At 65.2% G+C, this 16,362-nt stretch carries 11 protein-coding genes and 1 pseudogene; 7 read left to right on the top strand and 5 right to left on the bottom strand.

Features of this window, described 5'->3' with window-relative positions:
* Positions 1 to 187 precede the first annotated feature (187 nt).
* Positions 188 to 775 (bottom strand): annotated as a pseudogene (locus tag DZC52_RS15960) (vWA domain-containing protein); the annotation flags it as partial.
* Positions 776 to 939: 164 nt separating this feature from the next.
* Here DZC52_RS15960 and DZC52_RS11165 point away from each other — a divergent pair.
* Positions 940 to 2,889, top strand: a complete 1,950-nt coding sequence (locus DZC52_RS11165; protein ID WP_116651233.1) for a hypothetical protein — start codon at positions 940 to 942, stop codon at positions 2,887 to 2,889.
* A 9-nt stretch (positions 2,890 to 2,898) separates the two neighbouring features.
* Here the strand turns inward: DZC52_RS11165 and DZC52_RS11160 are convergent, their stop codons facing one another.
* The 3 genes from DZC52_RS11160 to DZC52_RS11150 are packed head-to-tail and all read right to left on the bottom strand — an operon-like array spanning position 2,899 to position 5,343.
* Entirely contained in the window at positions 2,899 to 4,518 is a 1,620-nt protein-coding gene (locus tag DZC52_RS11160; RefSeq protein ID WP_181918917.1) for a DUF2207 family protein, read from the bottom strand.
* Between the two features lie 38 nt (positions 4,519 to 4,556).
* Complete coding sequence (locus DZC52_RS11155) at positions 4,557 to 4,877, bottom strand: helix-turn-helix domain-containing protein (protein ID WP_116651231.1); 321 nt, start codon at positions 4,875 to 4,877, stop codon at positions 4,557 to 4,559.
* Position 4,878: 1 nt separating this feature from the next.
* Complete coding sequence (locus tag DZC52_RS11150) at positions 4,879 to 5,343, bottom strand: hypothetical protein (RefSeq protein WP_116651230.1); 465 nt, start codon at positions 5,341 to 5,343, stop codon at positions 4,879 to 4,881.
* 229 nt (positions 5,344 to 5,572) lie between these two features.
* Here DZC52_RS11150 and DZC52_RS11145 point away from each other — a divergent pair, with 229 nt between their 5' ends.
* The 6 genes from DZC52_RS11145 to DZC52_RS11120 all read left to right on the top strand — a co-directional run bounded on the left by DZC52_RS11145 (position 5,573) and on the right by DZC52_RS11120 (position 15,061).
* The gene (locus DZC52_RS11145; RefSeq protein WP_147307673.1) at positions 5,573 to 8,350 is read left to right on the top strand and encodes a serine/threonine-protein kinase; all 2,778 of its coding nucleotides are present in this window, start codon (positions 5,573 to 5,575) and stop codon (positions 8,348 to 8,350) included.
* A gap of 120 nt (positions 8,351 to 8,470) precedes the next feature.
* Entirely contained in the window at positions 8,471 to 9,103 is a 633-nt protein-coding gene (locus tag DZC52_RS11140; protein WP_116651228.1) for a TetR/AcrR family transcriptional regulator, read from the top strand.
* Positions 9,093 to 10,466 carry an efflux RND transporter periplasmic adaptor subunit gene (locus DZC52_RS11135; RefSeq protein ID WP_116651227.1) on the top strand — a complete coding sequence of 458 codons (1,374 nt, stop codon included), beginning with the start codon at positions 9,093 to 9,095 and terminating at the stop codon, positions 10,464 to 10,466. The genes DZC52_RS11140 and DZC52_RS11135 overlap by 11 nt, the downstream gene beginning before the upstream one ends.
* Complete coding sequence (locus tag DZC52_RS11130; protein WP_116651226.1) at positions 10,463 to 13,543, top strand: efflux RND transporter permease subunit; 3,081 nt, start codon at positions 10,463 to 10,465, stop codon at positions 13,541 to 13,543. The genes DZC52_RS11135 and DZC52_RS11130 overlap by 4 nt, the downstream gene beginning before the upstream one ends.
* 200 nt (positions 13,544 to 13,743) lie before the next feature.
* Positions 13,744 to 14,265, top strand: coding sequence for a cytochrome b (locus DZC52_RS11125; RefSeq protein ID WP_181918916.1), 522 nt, complete (start codon positions 13,744 to 13,746; stop codon positions 14,263 to 14,265).
* Positions 14,266 to 14,308: 43 nt separating this feature from the next.
* Positions 14,309 to 15,061 carry a polyphosphate kinase 2 family protein gene (locus DZC52_RS11120; protein ID WP_116651224.1) on the top strand — a complete coding sequence of 251 codons (753 nt, stop codon included), beginning with the start codon at positions 14,309 to 14,311 and terminating at the stop codon, positions 15,059 to 15,061.
* Between the two features lie 246 nt (positions 15,062 to 15,307).
* On the opposite strand, the gene DZC52_RS11115 is transcribed toward DZC52_RS11120, so the two are convergent.
* The gene (locus DZC52_RS11115) at positions 15,308 to 16,201 is read right to left on the bottom strand and encodes a hypothetical protein (protein WP_116651223.1); all 894 of its coding nucleotides are present in this window, start codon (positions 16,199 to 16,201) and stop codon (positions 15,308 to 15,310) included.
* Between the last annotated feature and the right edge of the window lie 161 nt (positions 16,202 to 16,362).

Here is a 16,362-nt window from a genome sequence, read left to right as displayed (position 1 = left end):
GCGCGTCCGGCTCGGCGTCGGCGGGCACGATCGTGACCAGGTCGCGCGGCTGGATCTTCTCGCCCTGCCAGCTGACTTCGACGTTCGAGCCCGCCACCGCCGTTTCGGGCGCAGTGATCGTCACCTCGGGCTCGGGTACCTCCTCGGTGGCCATCTGGCTGGCCTCGTCCAGTGCGGCCTGGAGTCCTTCGGCATCGCGCGCGGCGAAGAACTGCCCGCCGGTGTTCTCGGCGATGCAGGCCAGCTGCGCCTGGTCGGCGTCGCCCACGTCGAAGCCGATGACGTGCGCGGTGAAATTGATGCCCGCCTCGCTGAGTTCGCTGGCCGCCGCGCAGGGATCGGCGTTGCAGGTCTCGATGCCGTCGGAAATCAGGATCACGTTGGCCGGCGCGTCGCGGTACTTCAGTTCTTCGGCGGCGTGGCGAACGGCGGCGGTCAACGGCGTCTTGCCCTTGGGCGAGATAGCCTCGATCTGCGCGAGCAGCGCATCGCGGTCGATCGGCCCCGGGGCGACGACCGTCTCGATGTCGTTGCAGTCGCCCTCGCGCCGATGCCCGTAGGCAACCAGGCCCAGCGGCTCGGACTCGTCCCAGTCGCGCACCAGGTCGCCCAGCACCCGCCGCGCGATGGTGACCTTGGCCTCACCCTCGATCTGGCCCCACATCGAGTTCGAGGCGTCGTAGACGATGACCGTGTCGGCGCTCGCGTTCGAGCACAGACCGGCCAGCGCGAACAGGCCGGCGAGCCAGCCCTTGTTGCGAATTGAAAACGACATGTCAGCTCCGTAGTCGGGTTGCGTGGATACTCGGCAGGTTTTTCTGTTGATCTAACGTGTTTCGGGCCGGAATCGAGACATCGCCGCGGGCGATCCCGCTGCAGTGTGCGCTCGTGCCGTCCTTCGGCATTGATGCAGTAGTCGACACACGATTGCCTGCCATCATGCCCGAACTCATGCCCCGTATTCGCTCGATTTCCGCCGCCGCCATGCTGGTTCTTTCGGCCTGGCCGGCGGCGAGCAGCCTCGCGGCAAGCCCCGTCCACGCCGACCCCAACCTCAACTGCGCCGGCAACTCGCCCTGCTTCGCCACCATCCAGGAAGCCGTCGACAACGCCGGTCCGGCACCCGCCGAGGTGCTGATCTTCCCGGGCCTGTATGCCGAAAGCGTCACCCTGGGCACCATGGGCTCGGCCATCGCCGGCAGTCCGGGCGACATCGCGCTGCAGGCCGTCGACGCGGCGGGCCAGCCGGCCACTTCGGGCGTGAACATCGACCCGGCCGCATCCGGCGGCCCGGGCACCGGCACGGGAATCAACAGCGGCCTGATGGGTCCGTTCACCGGCGACGTGGCGCTGCGCGGCCTGACCGTCACGTCCCCCGACAGCGCCGCCGTCGGCGTGTCGATCGTCGGAGACCTCATTACCGAGGACATCAGGGCGAGCGGCGCGGCCTCGTCTGGCCTGGTCGGGCAAGTGACGGGCGATGCCGACCTGGCGCGCGTCGAGGCGGTCACCAACGACGCCTCGGGGATCTCGCTGGCCGTGGACGGCAACCTCGTGGGGATCGACCTGACCGGACTCCGAAACAACGACGTCGGCGTCGCACTCTACGTCACCGGTGAGCTGACGCTCGACGGCCTGTCGGCACCGAACAACGACACCGGCGCGCAGCTCTACGCCTGCACCCACGCCGACGTTCGCAATGCATCCGCCGTCAACAATTTCTCCAACGGCCTGACGATCTTTTTCGGCCCCGACGACTGCATGCTGGTCACCCGCCGGTTCGGGCTCGAAGGACTGGCATGGCAGGCGACCTCACCGTTCGAAGAACTCCCGCCGCCCTCGCCGCGAGGCGGCGCCGTCGGGACGCTGTTCGCGCAGAATCTCGAGGCCATCAACAACGGCCTGGCCGGTATCGGCGTTGCCTCGTCGACCGGCAGTGCGCAGCTCGACGGCGTGAACGCCTACGACAACGCCGGCCCCGGCATCGTGCTCCAGGCCGTCTCCGTCGATCTCGACGACGCCGAGGCCCTCGACAACCTCAACGGGGTGATCGTCATCGCCGATACCGCCGACCTGCAACGCGTGGTCGGAAGCCAGAGCCTGCCCATTCCGCCGAATCCTCCCCTGCAGGGCTCGGGCATCCTGGTAAGCGCCAACGCGGCCGTGCTCGACGACCTGCAGGCCGACGACAATCCGGCGGCGGGGCTGCTGCTGACCAACGCTCAGAACGGCGGCGCCAGCCAGTATGAGCTGATCGGCAGCCAGTTCGACGGCAACCTCGACGGCATCCGCATCGACGCCGCCAGCCCGGTCGACCTGGACATCAACGAAGCCTTCGTGACCAACAACACCGGCACCGGGCTCGCGCTGCCGCAGCTCGGCTTCGGCACGTTTCGGGACCTGGAAGTCAGCGGCAGCCCGGTCGGCCTGGCGCCCACGGTCGTCAACCAGCTCGTGGTCGAGACCGCCCGGTTCGACGGCAACGGCACCGGAGCGCGATTCATCGTCGAAAGCGGCGCGCAGGCGCGACTGACCTGCTCCGACTTCACCGGCAACACCACGACCGGTGCGGAGCTCGCGCAGGGCACGGCCCTGTCGGCCCGGAACAATTACTGGGGCGATGCCTCCGGCCCGACGCATCCCGGCAACAGCGGCGGAACCGGCGATGCGGTGATCGACTCGGCCAACGGCGGCGCGGGATCGGTGGACTTTACGGGTTTCCTGGATCAGGCAGCCAGCGCCGCGGCCTGCATTCGCGGCAGCGTCTCGCCGGTTGCCGTGCCCACCATGAACGCCGTCGGCAGAGCCGTGCTGGTTTTCGCCATCCTCGCGATGGCGCTGATGCTCGCCGTGATTCCCGATCCCAGGCGACCGGAAAGCCGCGACTGAGCGCAGCGATCAGACGCCGCCGGCCGAGGCCCCGCCGGCACTCGCGGTGGCGGCCGTGTTGGCCGCCGTCGCCCCGGCGATGATCGGAATGATGGCGCCGATCTGCTCGTGGCGGCGCTGGAACTCGCGGTACCAGGCCAGCACCTCGGCGGTGTCGGCATCCAGGCCGGACTCGTCCTCGCCTTCGAAGCGATCGCGCCAGGCTTCCTCGCAGTCGAGGGCGACGGCGTAGGGCAACAAGGCAATGAAATGCCTGGCGTCGCTCACCGGCGCGCGGTCGTCTTCGAAATAGCGCTTGAGACCGGCGATCTGGCGCTTGGCCTCGGCGCCCGCTCTCGTCGGTGCCTTGAACAGCTCGAAGTAGATCAGCGGCGCAAACAGGCCGGCCGCCGCCGCGGCAATGCCCAGGGCAATCACCCAGGGATCGGGCGTGATCGCGTCGCTTGCCTGAACCACGACCGCCACGACGGCGAAGCAGAGCAGCATCACCCCCAGCGCGATGCCCCAGGCCCGCTGGGAAGCGTTGGTCACGAAGTGCCGGCCGCGATGCTCCTCGCCCAGGGTCTTCTTCAGGGCGGACGAGGCCTGCATGGCGCGCTTGTCGCCGGGGCCGAATTCGACGTGCTCCTCGCCCTCGAACAAGGCCGCCATCATGGCGCGCTCGCCGGGCGACAGATCGGAAGCAGGACGGGGCCGCTTGTCCAGCAGCAGGCGATCGTTGTCCTCGTCGACGGTCAGCTCGACCGCCTGCTTGACGCGCAGGGAAACCAGCGCGGCGACGAAATTTGTTTCGTCGAAACCCATGCGCTCGACGAAGCGCGCCGCCGCCGGCGAAAGGCCTTCCGGCGCGGCGTTGCGCGAGGCGATCGTGCCCAGATCGGGATCGCGGCCGACCGCCCGCCAGGCCGTGTGCAGGAAGCCCAGCAGGCCCAGGATGCCGACCGCCAGCAGCAGCCGCCAGGGCCAGTCCGTGCCGTAGTAGCGCAGCGCCCCGGACTCAATCTCAGAAGCCTGTGCGCGCAGCTCGATGCGCTCGATGGCGGCATCGGCGTCTTCGCCGTGGAGCGGGCCGCGCAGCGTGCGCGTCCAGGTCCCGCCGTCGACCGCACCGCCGGCCGGCCACTGCGGCTCGCCGAGGCTCTCGGCCCATGCGATGCGCACCTCCGCATCGCGCCAGGCCAGCTCGAACTGCTCGATCACCGGCTCCCAGCGCAAACGCGCCGTGCCGGAGGATTGGCGCCACCAGGGCGCGTCGGCCCGGTAGCGCAGCACGAAGCGATGGGATTGATGGGTCGCCAGCGGCTCGGCGGCAGCCACGATGACCGCGCCGTCGTCGAACTCGAGCTCGATGGGCTCGCCGCCGAGCGTCGCCGAAAACTCCGTCAGGGGGCCGACATCCTCCGGCAACTCGAAGAACACGCCGCGGCGAATCTCCTCGCCGTGCGGATGCACGTCGATGACATGGTTCACCGCCAGCGCGCCGCCCTCGCGAACCTCGAGCGTCGTGTCGAACGAGTCGATGAACTCCGGCCCGGATTCGTGGCCCAGCACGGCCGGGGCGGCCAGCAGGCCCACGACCAGGGCGCAGCCGATCAATCCGATGCCCAAAGCGCGATGAATGGCTACCATTCGAATACCTCCCGATACAACTCCGTTGTCCGGACCCATCATGCGGCACCGCCCAGGCTCATGGCCAGCCAGGTGATCGCCGCGCCGATCCCGGCGCCGGCGGCGGCCGCCGCGGCGATCAGCGGGCCCACCCGGCGCTCGCCGCCGCTCGACGAAGACCGACCGGCGCCGGCCAGCAAGCGCTCGCGCTCGATCTCGAAGACCGCGCACAGGGCGCTGACGCTTTCGTTCGACGCCAGGCCCTGCTTTTCAATGCGCTGCACCGTGCGCAGGCTGCAGCCGGCCGCGTCGGCCAGGTGCTGCTGGGTCCAGCCGCGCCGCTGGCGCTCGTGGCGGACGGTATCGGCGTTGATCTCCATCTCAGCCCCCCGTGAGCAGGTCGATCAGGAAGGCGCCCGCCGCACCGGCGACCATACCAACCAAGAAGAAGGGCGCGAGCTTCCACGCCAGGCGCCGCCAGCTGAACTCCCCCGTCTTCGGGTCGATGCCCAGCTGGCTGTTGCTGGCCTGGTCGCTGTCGATCAGCTCACCGTTGCGGTAGAGCTCGATGCGCACTTCCCCGCGCCACAACGACAGCACGCGAAAGACGATTCGGTAATCGACGCCCGCATGGCTGAATTCGTGTTCGGACACGAAGCGCATGTTGCGACTGCGCGAGACCTCGCGGTCTTCGACCGTGACGATTTCCCGGCCGCTCCAGGTCGAGCCCCAGAAGCCGATCGTGATGTCGTCGACATCGAAGTACGCGCGGATGCCCTTGCGCAATCCGGTCTCGATTCGCTCGCCGCCGTTGGGCGCGTCGGTGTCGGTGTCTTGCTGGCTCATGTTCTGCCTCTCATTCCATGATTGACAACGAGGCCCATTGAAACGCCGCGCAGGCGCTCCCGCGACGTCAGAAAGCCGCCATGACGCAATCCTGGCACCAGACAGCAATGCGACAGTGGCCGCGTCGAACCCGGCGTCGCGGGATTCTCGGGGCTTCGGCCGTGGCAAGCCGCTGTTGCATAATGGTCGCACGCACGACGACCGACAGCGCCCCGAACAAGGCATCGCGATGAGCGAAGATCGACGCAACGATGATCGTACCCGGGTCGACGACGACGCCACGCGCGCCCTCGACGAGAAGTCACCCCACTCGTCCCGATCCGTCGCCCCCGACGACGAACTGAAGCTGCCCGGCTATCGCGTGGTCGAGAAACTCGGCAGCGGCGGCATGGGCCAGGTCTTCCTCGCCCAGCAGCTCGAGCCGGTCGAGCGAATGGTCGCCGTCAAGCTGATCCAGCAGAAGATCCGCAGCGCGACGAGCGAGGTCCGCTTCCTGGTCGAGCGCCAGGCCATGGCGCAGATGAACCACCCCGCCATCGCGCAGATCTTCGAGGCCGGCACCAACCCCGACGGCTATCCCTACTTCGCCATGGAGTACGTGCCCGGGGAAACGCTGACCGAGTTCTGCACCAAGCACCGCCTGGACCTGCGCGAACGCCTCGAACTGTTCGTGCGCATCTGCCGGGGCGTGTCGCACGCCCATCAGAAGGGCCTGGTCCACCGCGACCTCAAACCGGCCAACATCCTCGTCTCGCTGGTCGACGACGTGCCGCGGCCGAAAATCATCGATTTCGGTATTGCAGTGACCGAGAGCTCGGCCAGCGAGCGCCGCCACCAGGGCACCACCGGCACGCCGCACTACATGAGCCCCGAGCTGTTCGACGAGACCGCCGGCATCGACATGCGCGCTGACGTCTACTCCCTGGGCGTGATCCTGTGCGAACTGCTCACCGACTGCCGGCCCTATCCATCGCGCCTGTTCGACAAGACCGACACCCGCGTCATCCGCGAGCAGCTGGCTCAATTGCACCCCGCGCCCGTCCCCTCGCGGCTGCTCGAGTCCGACCGGGCCGATCTCGAGCGCGCGGCCGAGCGACGCCGCACCACCCCGGCACAGCTGCTGCGCCGGCTCAAGGGCGACCTCGATGCCATCACGGCCCGGGCCGTGGCCCATGATCCCGACCAGCGCTACGCGAGCGTGCCGGAACTGGCCGACGACGTGCGTCGCCATCTCGACCGCCAGCCGGTGCGCGCGGTCGAAGGCGGGCGTTGGTACTTTGCGCACCGTTTCGTCCAGCGCAACGCCCTGACGGTCACCGCCGCCAGCCTGGTCGCCGTCTCCCTGGCCGCCGGGCTCACCCTGGCCATCCGGGGCATGACTGAAGCGCGCGAACAACAACAGATTGCCGAGGCCCGGTCGGCCCAACTCGAACGTATGGTCGATTTCCAGCAATCCATGCTCGGCGACCTGCAGCCGCGCGAGCTCGGCCAGAGCTTCGTCGACCGCCTGCGGGAGCAGCACGCGCAGTCCTTCGCCCACGATGCCGACGAGGCAACGGTCGAAGCCGGTATCGAGGCCTTCGAAGTCGCCGTCGGCCAGATCAACCCCACCGACCTGGCGCAGGACCTGCTCGACGAATTCATGATGCAGCGCGCCATCGACAACATCGAAGCCGACTTTGCCGACGAGCCGCGCCTGCAGGCCGCCCTGTTCGAGACCCTGCGCGACATCTACTTCAACGCCGGCATGGTCGAAAACGCCCTGCCCCTGGCCGAGCGCGTCGTCGACCTGCGCGTCGAGGCCTTGGGCCCCGGCGCCACCGACACGCTGGAAGCACGCCGCCAGTACTACCGCCTGCTCTCGCGCCAGGCCGAAAACGAGGCCGCCCGCGCCCAGCTCGACGCCATCCTGGACAACCTCGACCCCGACAACCCCGACCAGCTGCGCGTACGCCACGCCGCCTTCGACAGCCTGGCCAACCACCTGGTGCGAACCGGCGAGAACGAGCGCGCACTCGAAATCGCGCAAGAGAACATCGAGCGCGCCGAAGAAGAACTGGGCCCGCACCACGCCGACACCGTGCGCGCCATCAACACCCTGGGCTACGTCCACGCCCTGTCCGGGCGCATCGAGGAATCCCTGCCCCACTTCCGCGCCGCCGTCGAACGCGCCCGCGGCCACTTCGAACCCTGGGAAGACTCCTACTACAGCGCCCAGCTCAACGTCGGCGCGGCGCTGAGCTACCTGGGCCGCTCGGAAGAAGCCCTGGAAGTCCAGCGCGAGGTCTACGACATCCTCGCCGGCCACTACGGCCGCCGCCACGATTCAACGCTCAAGGTCATGAACAACATGGCCGTCACGCTCATGGACGTCGAACGCTTCGACGAAGCCACCGCCATGATGCAAGACATCCTGCGCTTCACCCGCGAGGCCTGGGGACCGCACAGCCCGCTCACCCTGAGCTCCATGCAGAACCTGGCCGACCTGTACCTGCGCACCGACCGGCCGCAACAGGCGCTCGAGCAACTGGAGCCGGTCGTCGTCTGGCGCGAACGCCTGCTCGGCGAGGAACACGGCGACGTACTCAACGCCCGCTACATGGCCGCCGAGGCCGCCCTGGCAGCCGACCAGCCCGACAAGGCCCTGGAACTTCTCCAGCCAGCGCTCGACATCCGCCGCGACAGCCTCGAACCGAATGATCCCGCGTGGCTGGAAACGTTGCGCCTCGCCGCCGACATCCACCAACAGGCCGGTAACCGGCAAGCCGAAGCGGCCCATCGACAAGAAGAAGTCGACCAACTCGTCCAGATGGATGACGCACCCGGTTCAGACGGCGTGGAGTCAGCCATCCGGCTGCTCGAACTGTATCGCGAGAAGGGCGAGACCCAGCAAGCCGAGATGCTTGCCCGAAACATCGAAAGCTGGCTCCAGGCCGGCAGCGAGGAGCTCGAAACGCTGCGCGAGCGTTTTGATGGCGTCATAAAGCGCTCCCCGGTCTCTCGTTAGCAACCATCTCTCAGGCTGTTGCACGGGCGGGGACAGCCACCCGCATGACTGACTCCGGGCTTGCACATTAGAAGAACATGGCCCAGAATAAAGTAATTGCTCACTTTCTTTCGTGCGGCCATGCCAACCAACCGATCTCCCGCCAAGCGCAGCTATCAAAGCACCGAGCAACGCCAGTCCGCCACCGTTGAAGCCGTGGTCCACCTGTGCGGCGAGCAGGACCCTTCTACCCTGACCACGGCTCGCATCGCCGAGGAAATCGGGCTGTCCCAGGGTGCCCTGTTCAAGCACTTTCCCAACAAGAGCAGCCTGTGGGAGTCGGTGGCCGGCTGGGTGGCGGAACAGCTGACTCGAAAAGTATTCAGTGCCGCCGATCAACATGAGCGCGCCGATCAGGCGCTGGAAGCCATGTTCCTGGCGCACGTCGGGTTCATTGCCCGCCGTCCGGGCATTCCACGACTGATGCTGGGCGAGCTCCAGAAGCCCGGCAACCAGCCGGCAAAACGCATTGTTCGCCGGACCCTGGCGACCTACCGAAAGAAGGTCGTGGCCTTGCTCGATCGCGGCATCGAACAGCAGGTCATTACGCCGACCATCGATACGCAGGCCGCCGCCATTCTCTACCTGGGGGCCATTCAGGGCCTGGTGGTTCAGGGCTTGGTGGACGGTGACATCAAGGCCCTCGAAAAAGCCGCCCCCCGCATATTCCGCCTGTTCAGCGCCAGTTTCCAGGAGCCCCCCAATGACTCGTAAGAATAGACTCGTCCTCCTTCTGACGCTGGTTGCCGGCATCGCCTTCGTGCTGCTGATGGTGGCACTGAAGCAGCCGCCCGAGCGCGAGGCCGGACAAACCGCCGCACCCCCCGCCAGATTCATCGAAGTGACCTCGCTTACCGTTCGCACTGAAGCACGGGGCTTTGGTCAGGTGCTGCCCTCACGAAGCTGGGAAGCCGTGGCCAATGTGGGCGGCCGGATCGTCTGGCGGCATCCGGACCTGGAAAGCGGCAACCTGATCCCGAAAGGCACCCGCCTGCTGCAGATTGATCCAACCCGCTACGAACTGGCGGAAGCCTCGGCCAATGCCGATATCGCGGGCCTGGAGGCCGAGCTGCGACGCCTGGATCAGGAAGCGCAGAACACCCGAGCGCTACTGGAACTCGAGGAACGTCGCCTGACCCTGGCTCAGCGGGAACTGGAGCGGGCGCAAACCCTGGCAGATCGCGGTTCCCTATCAGAGACTCGACGCGATGAACAACAGCGGGCCACCTTGCAGCAAGAGCAGGCAGTGCAGTCGCTGAAGAATCAACTCAACCTGATTCCGGCAAGGCGCGAGGCGCTCGATGCCCGACTCGCCCGGAGCCAGTCTGCCCTGGCCGGTGCCCGGGAGGATCTCGCCGACACACACTTCGAAGCGCCTTGGGACCTGCGGGTTCACCAGTCCGAAATCGAAACCGGGCAGCAAGTCAGTCCCCGCCAGACGCTGTTCGTCGCAGACGACATTGCCGCGGCAGAAGCCACAATCCAGCTGCAGGTTTCGGAGCTTCGAAAGGTCCTTGCGCAGATATCGGCCAATCCCGACTCGACAAACAGCGTCGAGAACCCCCAGGGATTTACCGACCTTCACGAGCAACTGCCGCTCGAGTTGCTGACGGCATGGGTAGAAGCGACCAGTGCGCCCGACAGTCGATGGCCCGGCAAGCTGACCCGGATCACCAGCAGCCTCGACCCGGCCACGCGCACCGTCCAAGCGGTCGTCACCGTTGAAGAGCCTTACCGCCGGGCCAACCCGCCGGCCCGGCCTCCCCTGGTTCGCAACATGTTCGTTCAGGCCAGCATCAGCGCCCCCACACCGGATCCGGTCATCGCCATACCCGCCAGCGCCGTTCATCAGGGAACAACTTATCTAGTCGATGCCGATGACCGCCTCAAGCGCCAGCCGGTAACAGTGGCCTGGCAGCAGGGCGAACTGGCCGTGATCGACTCGGGCCTGCAAGCGGGTGATCGCGTGATACTCGACGACCTGGTGCCCGCCATCGAAGGCATGCCCCTGAGCCCGCGGCGCGATGATGAAGCCATGAACAAGCTGCGAACCATGACCGCCGGAGAAAGCCGATGATCCGCTGGTTTGCCGGTCACCCCACCGCAGGCAACCTGCTGCTCATACTCATTCTGGCCGCGGGCCTGTTTGCCGCGCCCAACCTTACGAGGGAAACCTTCCCGGACTACCTGCCGCCGGAAGTCAGCATCACCATGGAATACCGCGGTGCCACCGCCGCCGACGTGGAGGAAGCCATCTGCCAGCGCCTCGGCGAAGCCCTGCAGCGCGTGGACTACATGGAAGAAATCTCCTGCACCGCCCGGGACAATCAGGCCCAGACCATAGCGAGCATGGCCCCCGAGGGTGACATCGGCCGGTTTCTCGATGACATCCGCACCGAAATCGAAGCCCTGACCGACCTACCCGAAAGCGCCGAAGATCCGATCATCCGGGAGCTTTACCGGACCGACCTGGTCGCCGCCGTCGCCGCGTACGGCCCAATGAGCTTCGGTCACCTGGAAAGCTATGCCAACGAACTGGAAGACCGCCTCTTTGCCCTGGAAGGCGTCGCCAATGTCATCGTCGACGGCCTGTCGCAGCGCCAGTGGCAAGTCGAGGCATCCCGCGATCGGCTGCGTCAGTACGGCCTCGGCGTCCAGGACATCGCACGCGCCATCACCGGCCAGAACGTCGACATGCCGCTGGGCACCCTGGAGACCGACAGTCGCGACATCCAGCTGCGCTTTGTCGACGAAAGACGATCGCTGCAGGCCGTGGCCGACCTGCCGGTGCTCGGAACGCAAAGCGGCACCGTACTGAAACTGGGCGATATCGCCACCCTGACCCGAATTCATGAACGGGAAGAAGAACGCGTCGATTTCAACGGCCATCGCGCCGTCGTTCTCCAGGTGCACAAGAACCGCCACGACGATGCCCTGCGGGTCATGGACGCGCTACAGGCCTTCGTCGAGGAGGAGAAAGCCCGCCAGAACGACACCGTCGAACTGAGAATCACCCAGGACATGACCTCCATCGTCGAGGACCGCCTGCAAATGCTGGTAGGCAACGGGATTACCGGGCTGATTCTGGTGGGGCTGGTCATGTCCCTGTTCTTTCGCCCGAGGCTCGCCTTCTGGGCACTGTTCGGCCTGCCGGCCGCTTTTGCCGGTGCGTTCGTGATGATGGCCCTGACCGGCCTTTCGCTGAACATGATCACCCTGGTGGCCCTGCTGATGGCCATCGGCATCGTCATGGACGACTCCGTGGTGATCACCGACAACATCGCAAAGCGGGCATCCGAGGGCTGCAGTCCGCTGGAGGCCGCAACCGAGGGAACCAGGCAGATCCTTCCGGGCGTTCTCTCGTCGTTCCTGACCACGGTCTCGGTGTTCATTCCCCTGGCCTTCCTTTCGGGCGAGCTCGGCTCGGTACTGGAAGTGCTGCCGGTGGTATTGATTGCCGCGCTGGCCGCTTCGCTCATCGAAGCGTTCTGGATACTGCCGCACCACCTCAAGAGCGGCCTCGCAGACAAGCAACAAGAGCCAGCATCGCGCTTTCGCACCGCCTTCAACAACGGCTTCGAGAAAGCCCGGGAGAAAGCCGGGCAAGTGGCCGACTATGCCATCCGCCTGCGCTACGGGGTATTAGCGGCCATGCTGCTAGTCATTCTCGGTTCCGTGGGCCTGATGGCCGGTGGTTATGTGCGCATGGAGGCCATGCCGGAAATCGAGGGCGACGTGCTGGAAGCCCGGCTATTGATGCCGCAGGGCACGCCGCTGCATCAAACGCAAGCCATCACCGAGCGCATAATAGACGCCATGCACCGGCTCGACGAGGAATACAGCCCGCGACAGCCGGGCCGGCAAGCCCTGGTGCGAAACATCCAGACCCGCTTTAACGAACACGCCGGGGCCGGCGAGAAAGGGGCCCATGTCGCGACGGTGAAAACGGACCTGCTGACGGCCGAGACGCGAACGGTGGACCTGACCACGCTCACCCATCGCTGGTACGAGGAAGTCGGCGAGATTCCCGGCCTGATCGCCCTCAACATTCAGGAGCCGGGCTTCGGCCCGGCCGGCATCCCCATCGAAACCCGACTCCAGGGCTCGGATCTGGACGAACTGAAAGCCGCTTCACGCTATCTCGGCGAAGCAATCTCCGAATACGACGGCACCTTCAACGTCCTCGATGACCTTCGCCCCGGCAAGCCCCAGCGAATACTCGCACTGCAGGAAAGCGCCCTGTCCCTGGGCCTGAACGCCGCGGAAGTGGCCAGCCAGATCCGCAGCGGCTTGCTCGGCGATATCGTGGACACCGTACAGATCGGCGACCAGCACATCGAAATCCTGGTGCGGCAGTCCAGCGCAGAACGCAACACGCGCCAGTTTCTGGAAGACACCGTCATCACTACGGCCAACGGCCAGATGGTCCCCCTGGGCGAAGTCGCCTCCATCATTGAGGACCGGCAGTGGGCCCAGGTCACGCGCATCGACGGCCGCCGCACGGTCACCGTCTCGGCCGACGTCGACACACGGAAAGCCAACGCCGACGCCATCGTCGCGGACGTCGCGAAACGCGTCTTTCCCGAACTGCGCGAACAATGGCCCGACATCGACATCCAGGTGGAAGGCCAGACCGCACGATCGCGGGAAACCGGCCAGTCCATCGCCCGGGGATTGCTGATCGGCCTGCTCGGGATCTTCCTCATCCTGTCTTTCCAGTTCCGCAGCTACCTGGAACCAACCATTGTCATGCTGTCCATCCCGGTGGCCTTCATGGGCGCCGTCTGGGGGCACCTGCTGATGGGCTACAACCTGTCCATGCCGTCCTTGATCGGCGCCGCATCACTGGCCGGCATCGTGGTCAATAACGCCATCTTGCTGGTGCAGTTCATCAAGCACTATCGGGAACAGGGCATGAATGCGCAGGAAGCCGCCGGCGCGGCCAGCCGAGCACGCTTTCGCGCCATCCTCATCACAACCAGCACCACGGTAGCCGGCCTGCTGCCCCTGCTTACCGAAACGAGCACCCAGGCCATGGCGGTCATCCCCCTGGTCATCTCAGTGGTCTTCGGACTGATCGTATCCACGTTTGTAATCCTGCTCGCGCTGCCGGCACTCTATGCCATTCTCGAGGATCTGGGCTGGGCGAAATAAAGACTCCCAATGACAACGCACGATTTTCGACTCGATGACCCGCAACTGTATCCAGTGCCACGGCAAATACCTTTCCAACCGTTTTCCCCGACGTCCAGCCCCGTCAGGATACGGCCAACTGATCTCGTTGTAGAATGCAATTGAGCGTACCGAAACCGGAAGGCAAAATCCCGCCTTTCAAGCACGCAAGGAGTACAGCCATGAGTGAATCCGCCCGCTATTCCGGAATTTCGACCCTGAACCACTGGATCACCGCCATCCTCGCCTTCGTGATGTGGACGCTGGGCCTGGCCGGCGGCAGCGCGCCCGAGGCGGCGGAGGGCTACATCATGTCCATCCACATCGGGCTGGGTTTCTTCGTCCTGCTATTCGTCCTCTGGCGGATCGGCTTCCGGCTCTACGAGGGCTTTCCGGAGCCGGCCGCGGCCAACCGGTTCGAGAGCATGGCCGCCAGCCTCGTGCACCGCCTGATGCTCCTGGTGCTGCTGGCCATGGTGCTGACCGGCCCGCTCTATCTCTTCACCGAGGGCGAGGGCATGAACGTCTTCGGCTGGTTCACGTTCTACATCCCGGCCCCGCTCGGCGAAGGCGTGCACGAGGCCGCGGAGACGGTCCACAAATTCTCGGGGCAGTATCTGCTGCCCATCCTGGTCGGCCTCCACATCCTGGCCGCGGCCAAGCACTGGCTGTTCGACCGCGAGGCATCGCCCCGCGAGCTCTGACGCGACCCCGGCGGGCGCGGCAACAGGAGCGCAGGACGACATCATGCCAAGACTCCAGGACCTCGAGCCCGCCCCGAAGCTCGAACACGCCGAGTACAAGCAGCTCCTGCGCCAATGGCAGCACGACCTGCTGAGCCTGCAGCAGACCGCCCTGCGCGCCGGCGCGCGCATGATCGTCAACATCGAGGGCATGGACGCCGCCGGCAAGGGCGGCGCCATCCGGCGCATGGTGGCCCGCCTGGACCCGAGGGGCTACAAGGTCTACCGCATCGGCGCCCCCGAGCCCTGGGAAGACGAGCGTCACTACCTCTACCGATTCTGGACGCGCCTGCCGCGCCCGGGCGAGTTGGTCATCTTCGACCGCTCCTGGTACGGACGCGTCCTGGTCGAGCGCGTCGAGGGCTTCGCCAGCAAAGAGGAATGGCAGCGCGCCTACCGCGAAATCAACGAATTCGAACGCATGCTCGTCGACGACGGCGTGATCCTGAAATCGCTGTGGTTCCACATCAACCCGGACGAACAGCTCCGCCGCTTTGAAAGCCGCCTCGCCGACCCCTTCAAGGCCTGGAAGATGACCGACGAAGACTGGCGCAACCGATCACGCTGGGACGACTACATCCAGGCCGCCGAAGACATGTTCGAACAAACCGACACGAACCACGGCCCATGGAGCATCATCAATGCCAACGAAAAGCGATACGCCCGCCTGGCGGCGATCAGGGCAGTGACCAATGCACTAGTGGAAGCAGCCGACCCCGACCAGCGGCCCGCGCGCCTGCATATGCCGGAGTTTTGAGAGGTGGGGCTTCGGCGCGCAACGACGCAACCACTAGCCAAAGTCGATGATGCACCCGATGTCGAGAACATCAAGCCGTTTCAGATTAAGCACTTCAAAGGTGTCGATCTCAGCTGGTTGACCCTGGCTAGTCGAGCTTTTCCGAAAAAGACGGAACCAGACGAGCCCTTCGAGCACTACGCCGACGCCGATTACTTTTCTCCTTGACTCAATGACGCGACGGGCAGGAGCGCGGCCTGGGATGCGTCACTTTTTGCCGGGCTTGTCAGCTGAATTTGAGGATCCGGCAAGCAACAAATCGTCCACGTCATCTCTTACGGATGGGCGCTTCACATCCCCAAGCGCGGGCTCCGGCCTGCCCTCACGCTTGGCCAGGCACGATTCCTTCTCCCAGATCATGTGCCATAGATACAGTTCCGCGACGAACATCTGCTCCAGGAAAAGCGAAAAGCTCCACGCGAAGGCGCAGTAGACCATGGTGGAAAACCAGACCCAGTCCGGAAAGCTGATACCGAACTTGCCTGACAGCAAAAACAGTACCGCCGGAGGCAGGAAGACGACCAGCGCTGCCAGTTCGGTCAACACAAAGCCCGTCGCAAATTCCGCTTTGTGCGTCTTTGCGACGCCCAGGCCCTTCTTGATCGACTTCGACGTACCCAGCCCCTCCCATGCAACGGCAGGGTAAATCAAAAAGGCCGCCATCCGAACGCCTTTTTTGAGCGCTTGGAAGAAAGCGCCGGACAAGGAAAACGACTCATACCCAGCTACGGTTCTTGCTGCACTCTCCGCAGTGAGCTCTTCACCCTCATCATGACTAGCACGGCTGAACAGGGCTTCCAGAAGACTGAGCAGAAACCAGATGACGGCCCATGCTACGGCAATCGGTAGGGCCAGTATCGTATTCTTGATACTCTTGGCGATTGCTAGGGCGATTCGAGGCCGCTCGCCACTCTCGATCTGCCGAATCAACTCCAGCAGAACAAATGCAGACCAGGAAAAAATTATTGAAAGAACGAGAATCGCGCAGAAAACGATGACCGAACTCTCGGCAAAATCATACTGCTCCCAGGGAATATAGAACTTGAGGACGATGAGCAACGGGGCATAGACCATCCAGCACATAAGAAGGGGCAGCAGCATCCTCGGATATCGACCGAGCGCACTCAAAGACTCCTTAATAAGCCCCCAACCGTTTTTCACTCCCTCGTACAATTTGATCTCCCAGTACAGCTAACGTTTGAGCTAAGCCGCGCGGGTTTAGCCGCGTCCGGTGAAGCCCGAAGGGCCGGAACGTTCTTGAG

This window comes from Wenzhouxiangella sediminis (genome assembly GCF_003410055.1).
In the GTDB taxonomy this organism is placed as follows: domain Bacteria; phylum Pseudomonadota; class Gammaproteobacteria; order Xanthomonadales; family Wenzhouxiangellaceae; genus Wenzhouxiangella; species Wenzhouxiangella sediminis.
The sequence above is the reverse complement of the archived record's forward strand: the minus strand, read 5'-3'. Positions and strand labels throughout refer to the sequence as shown.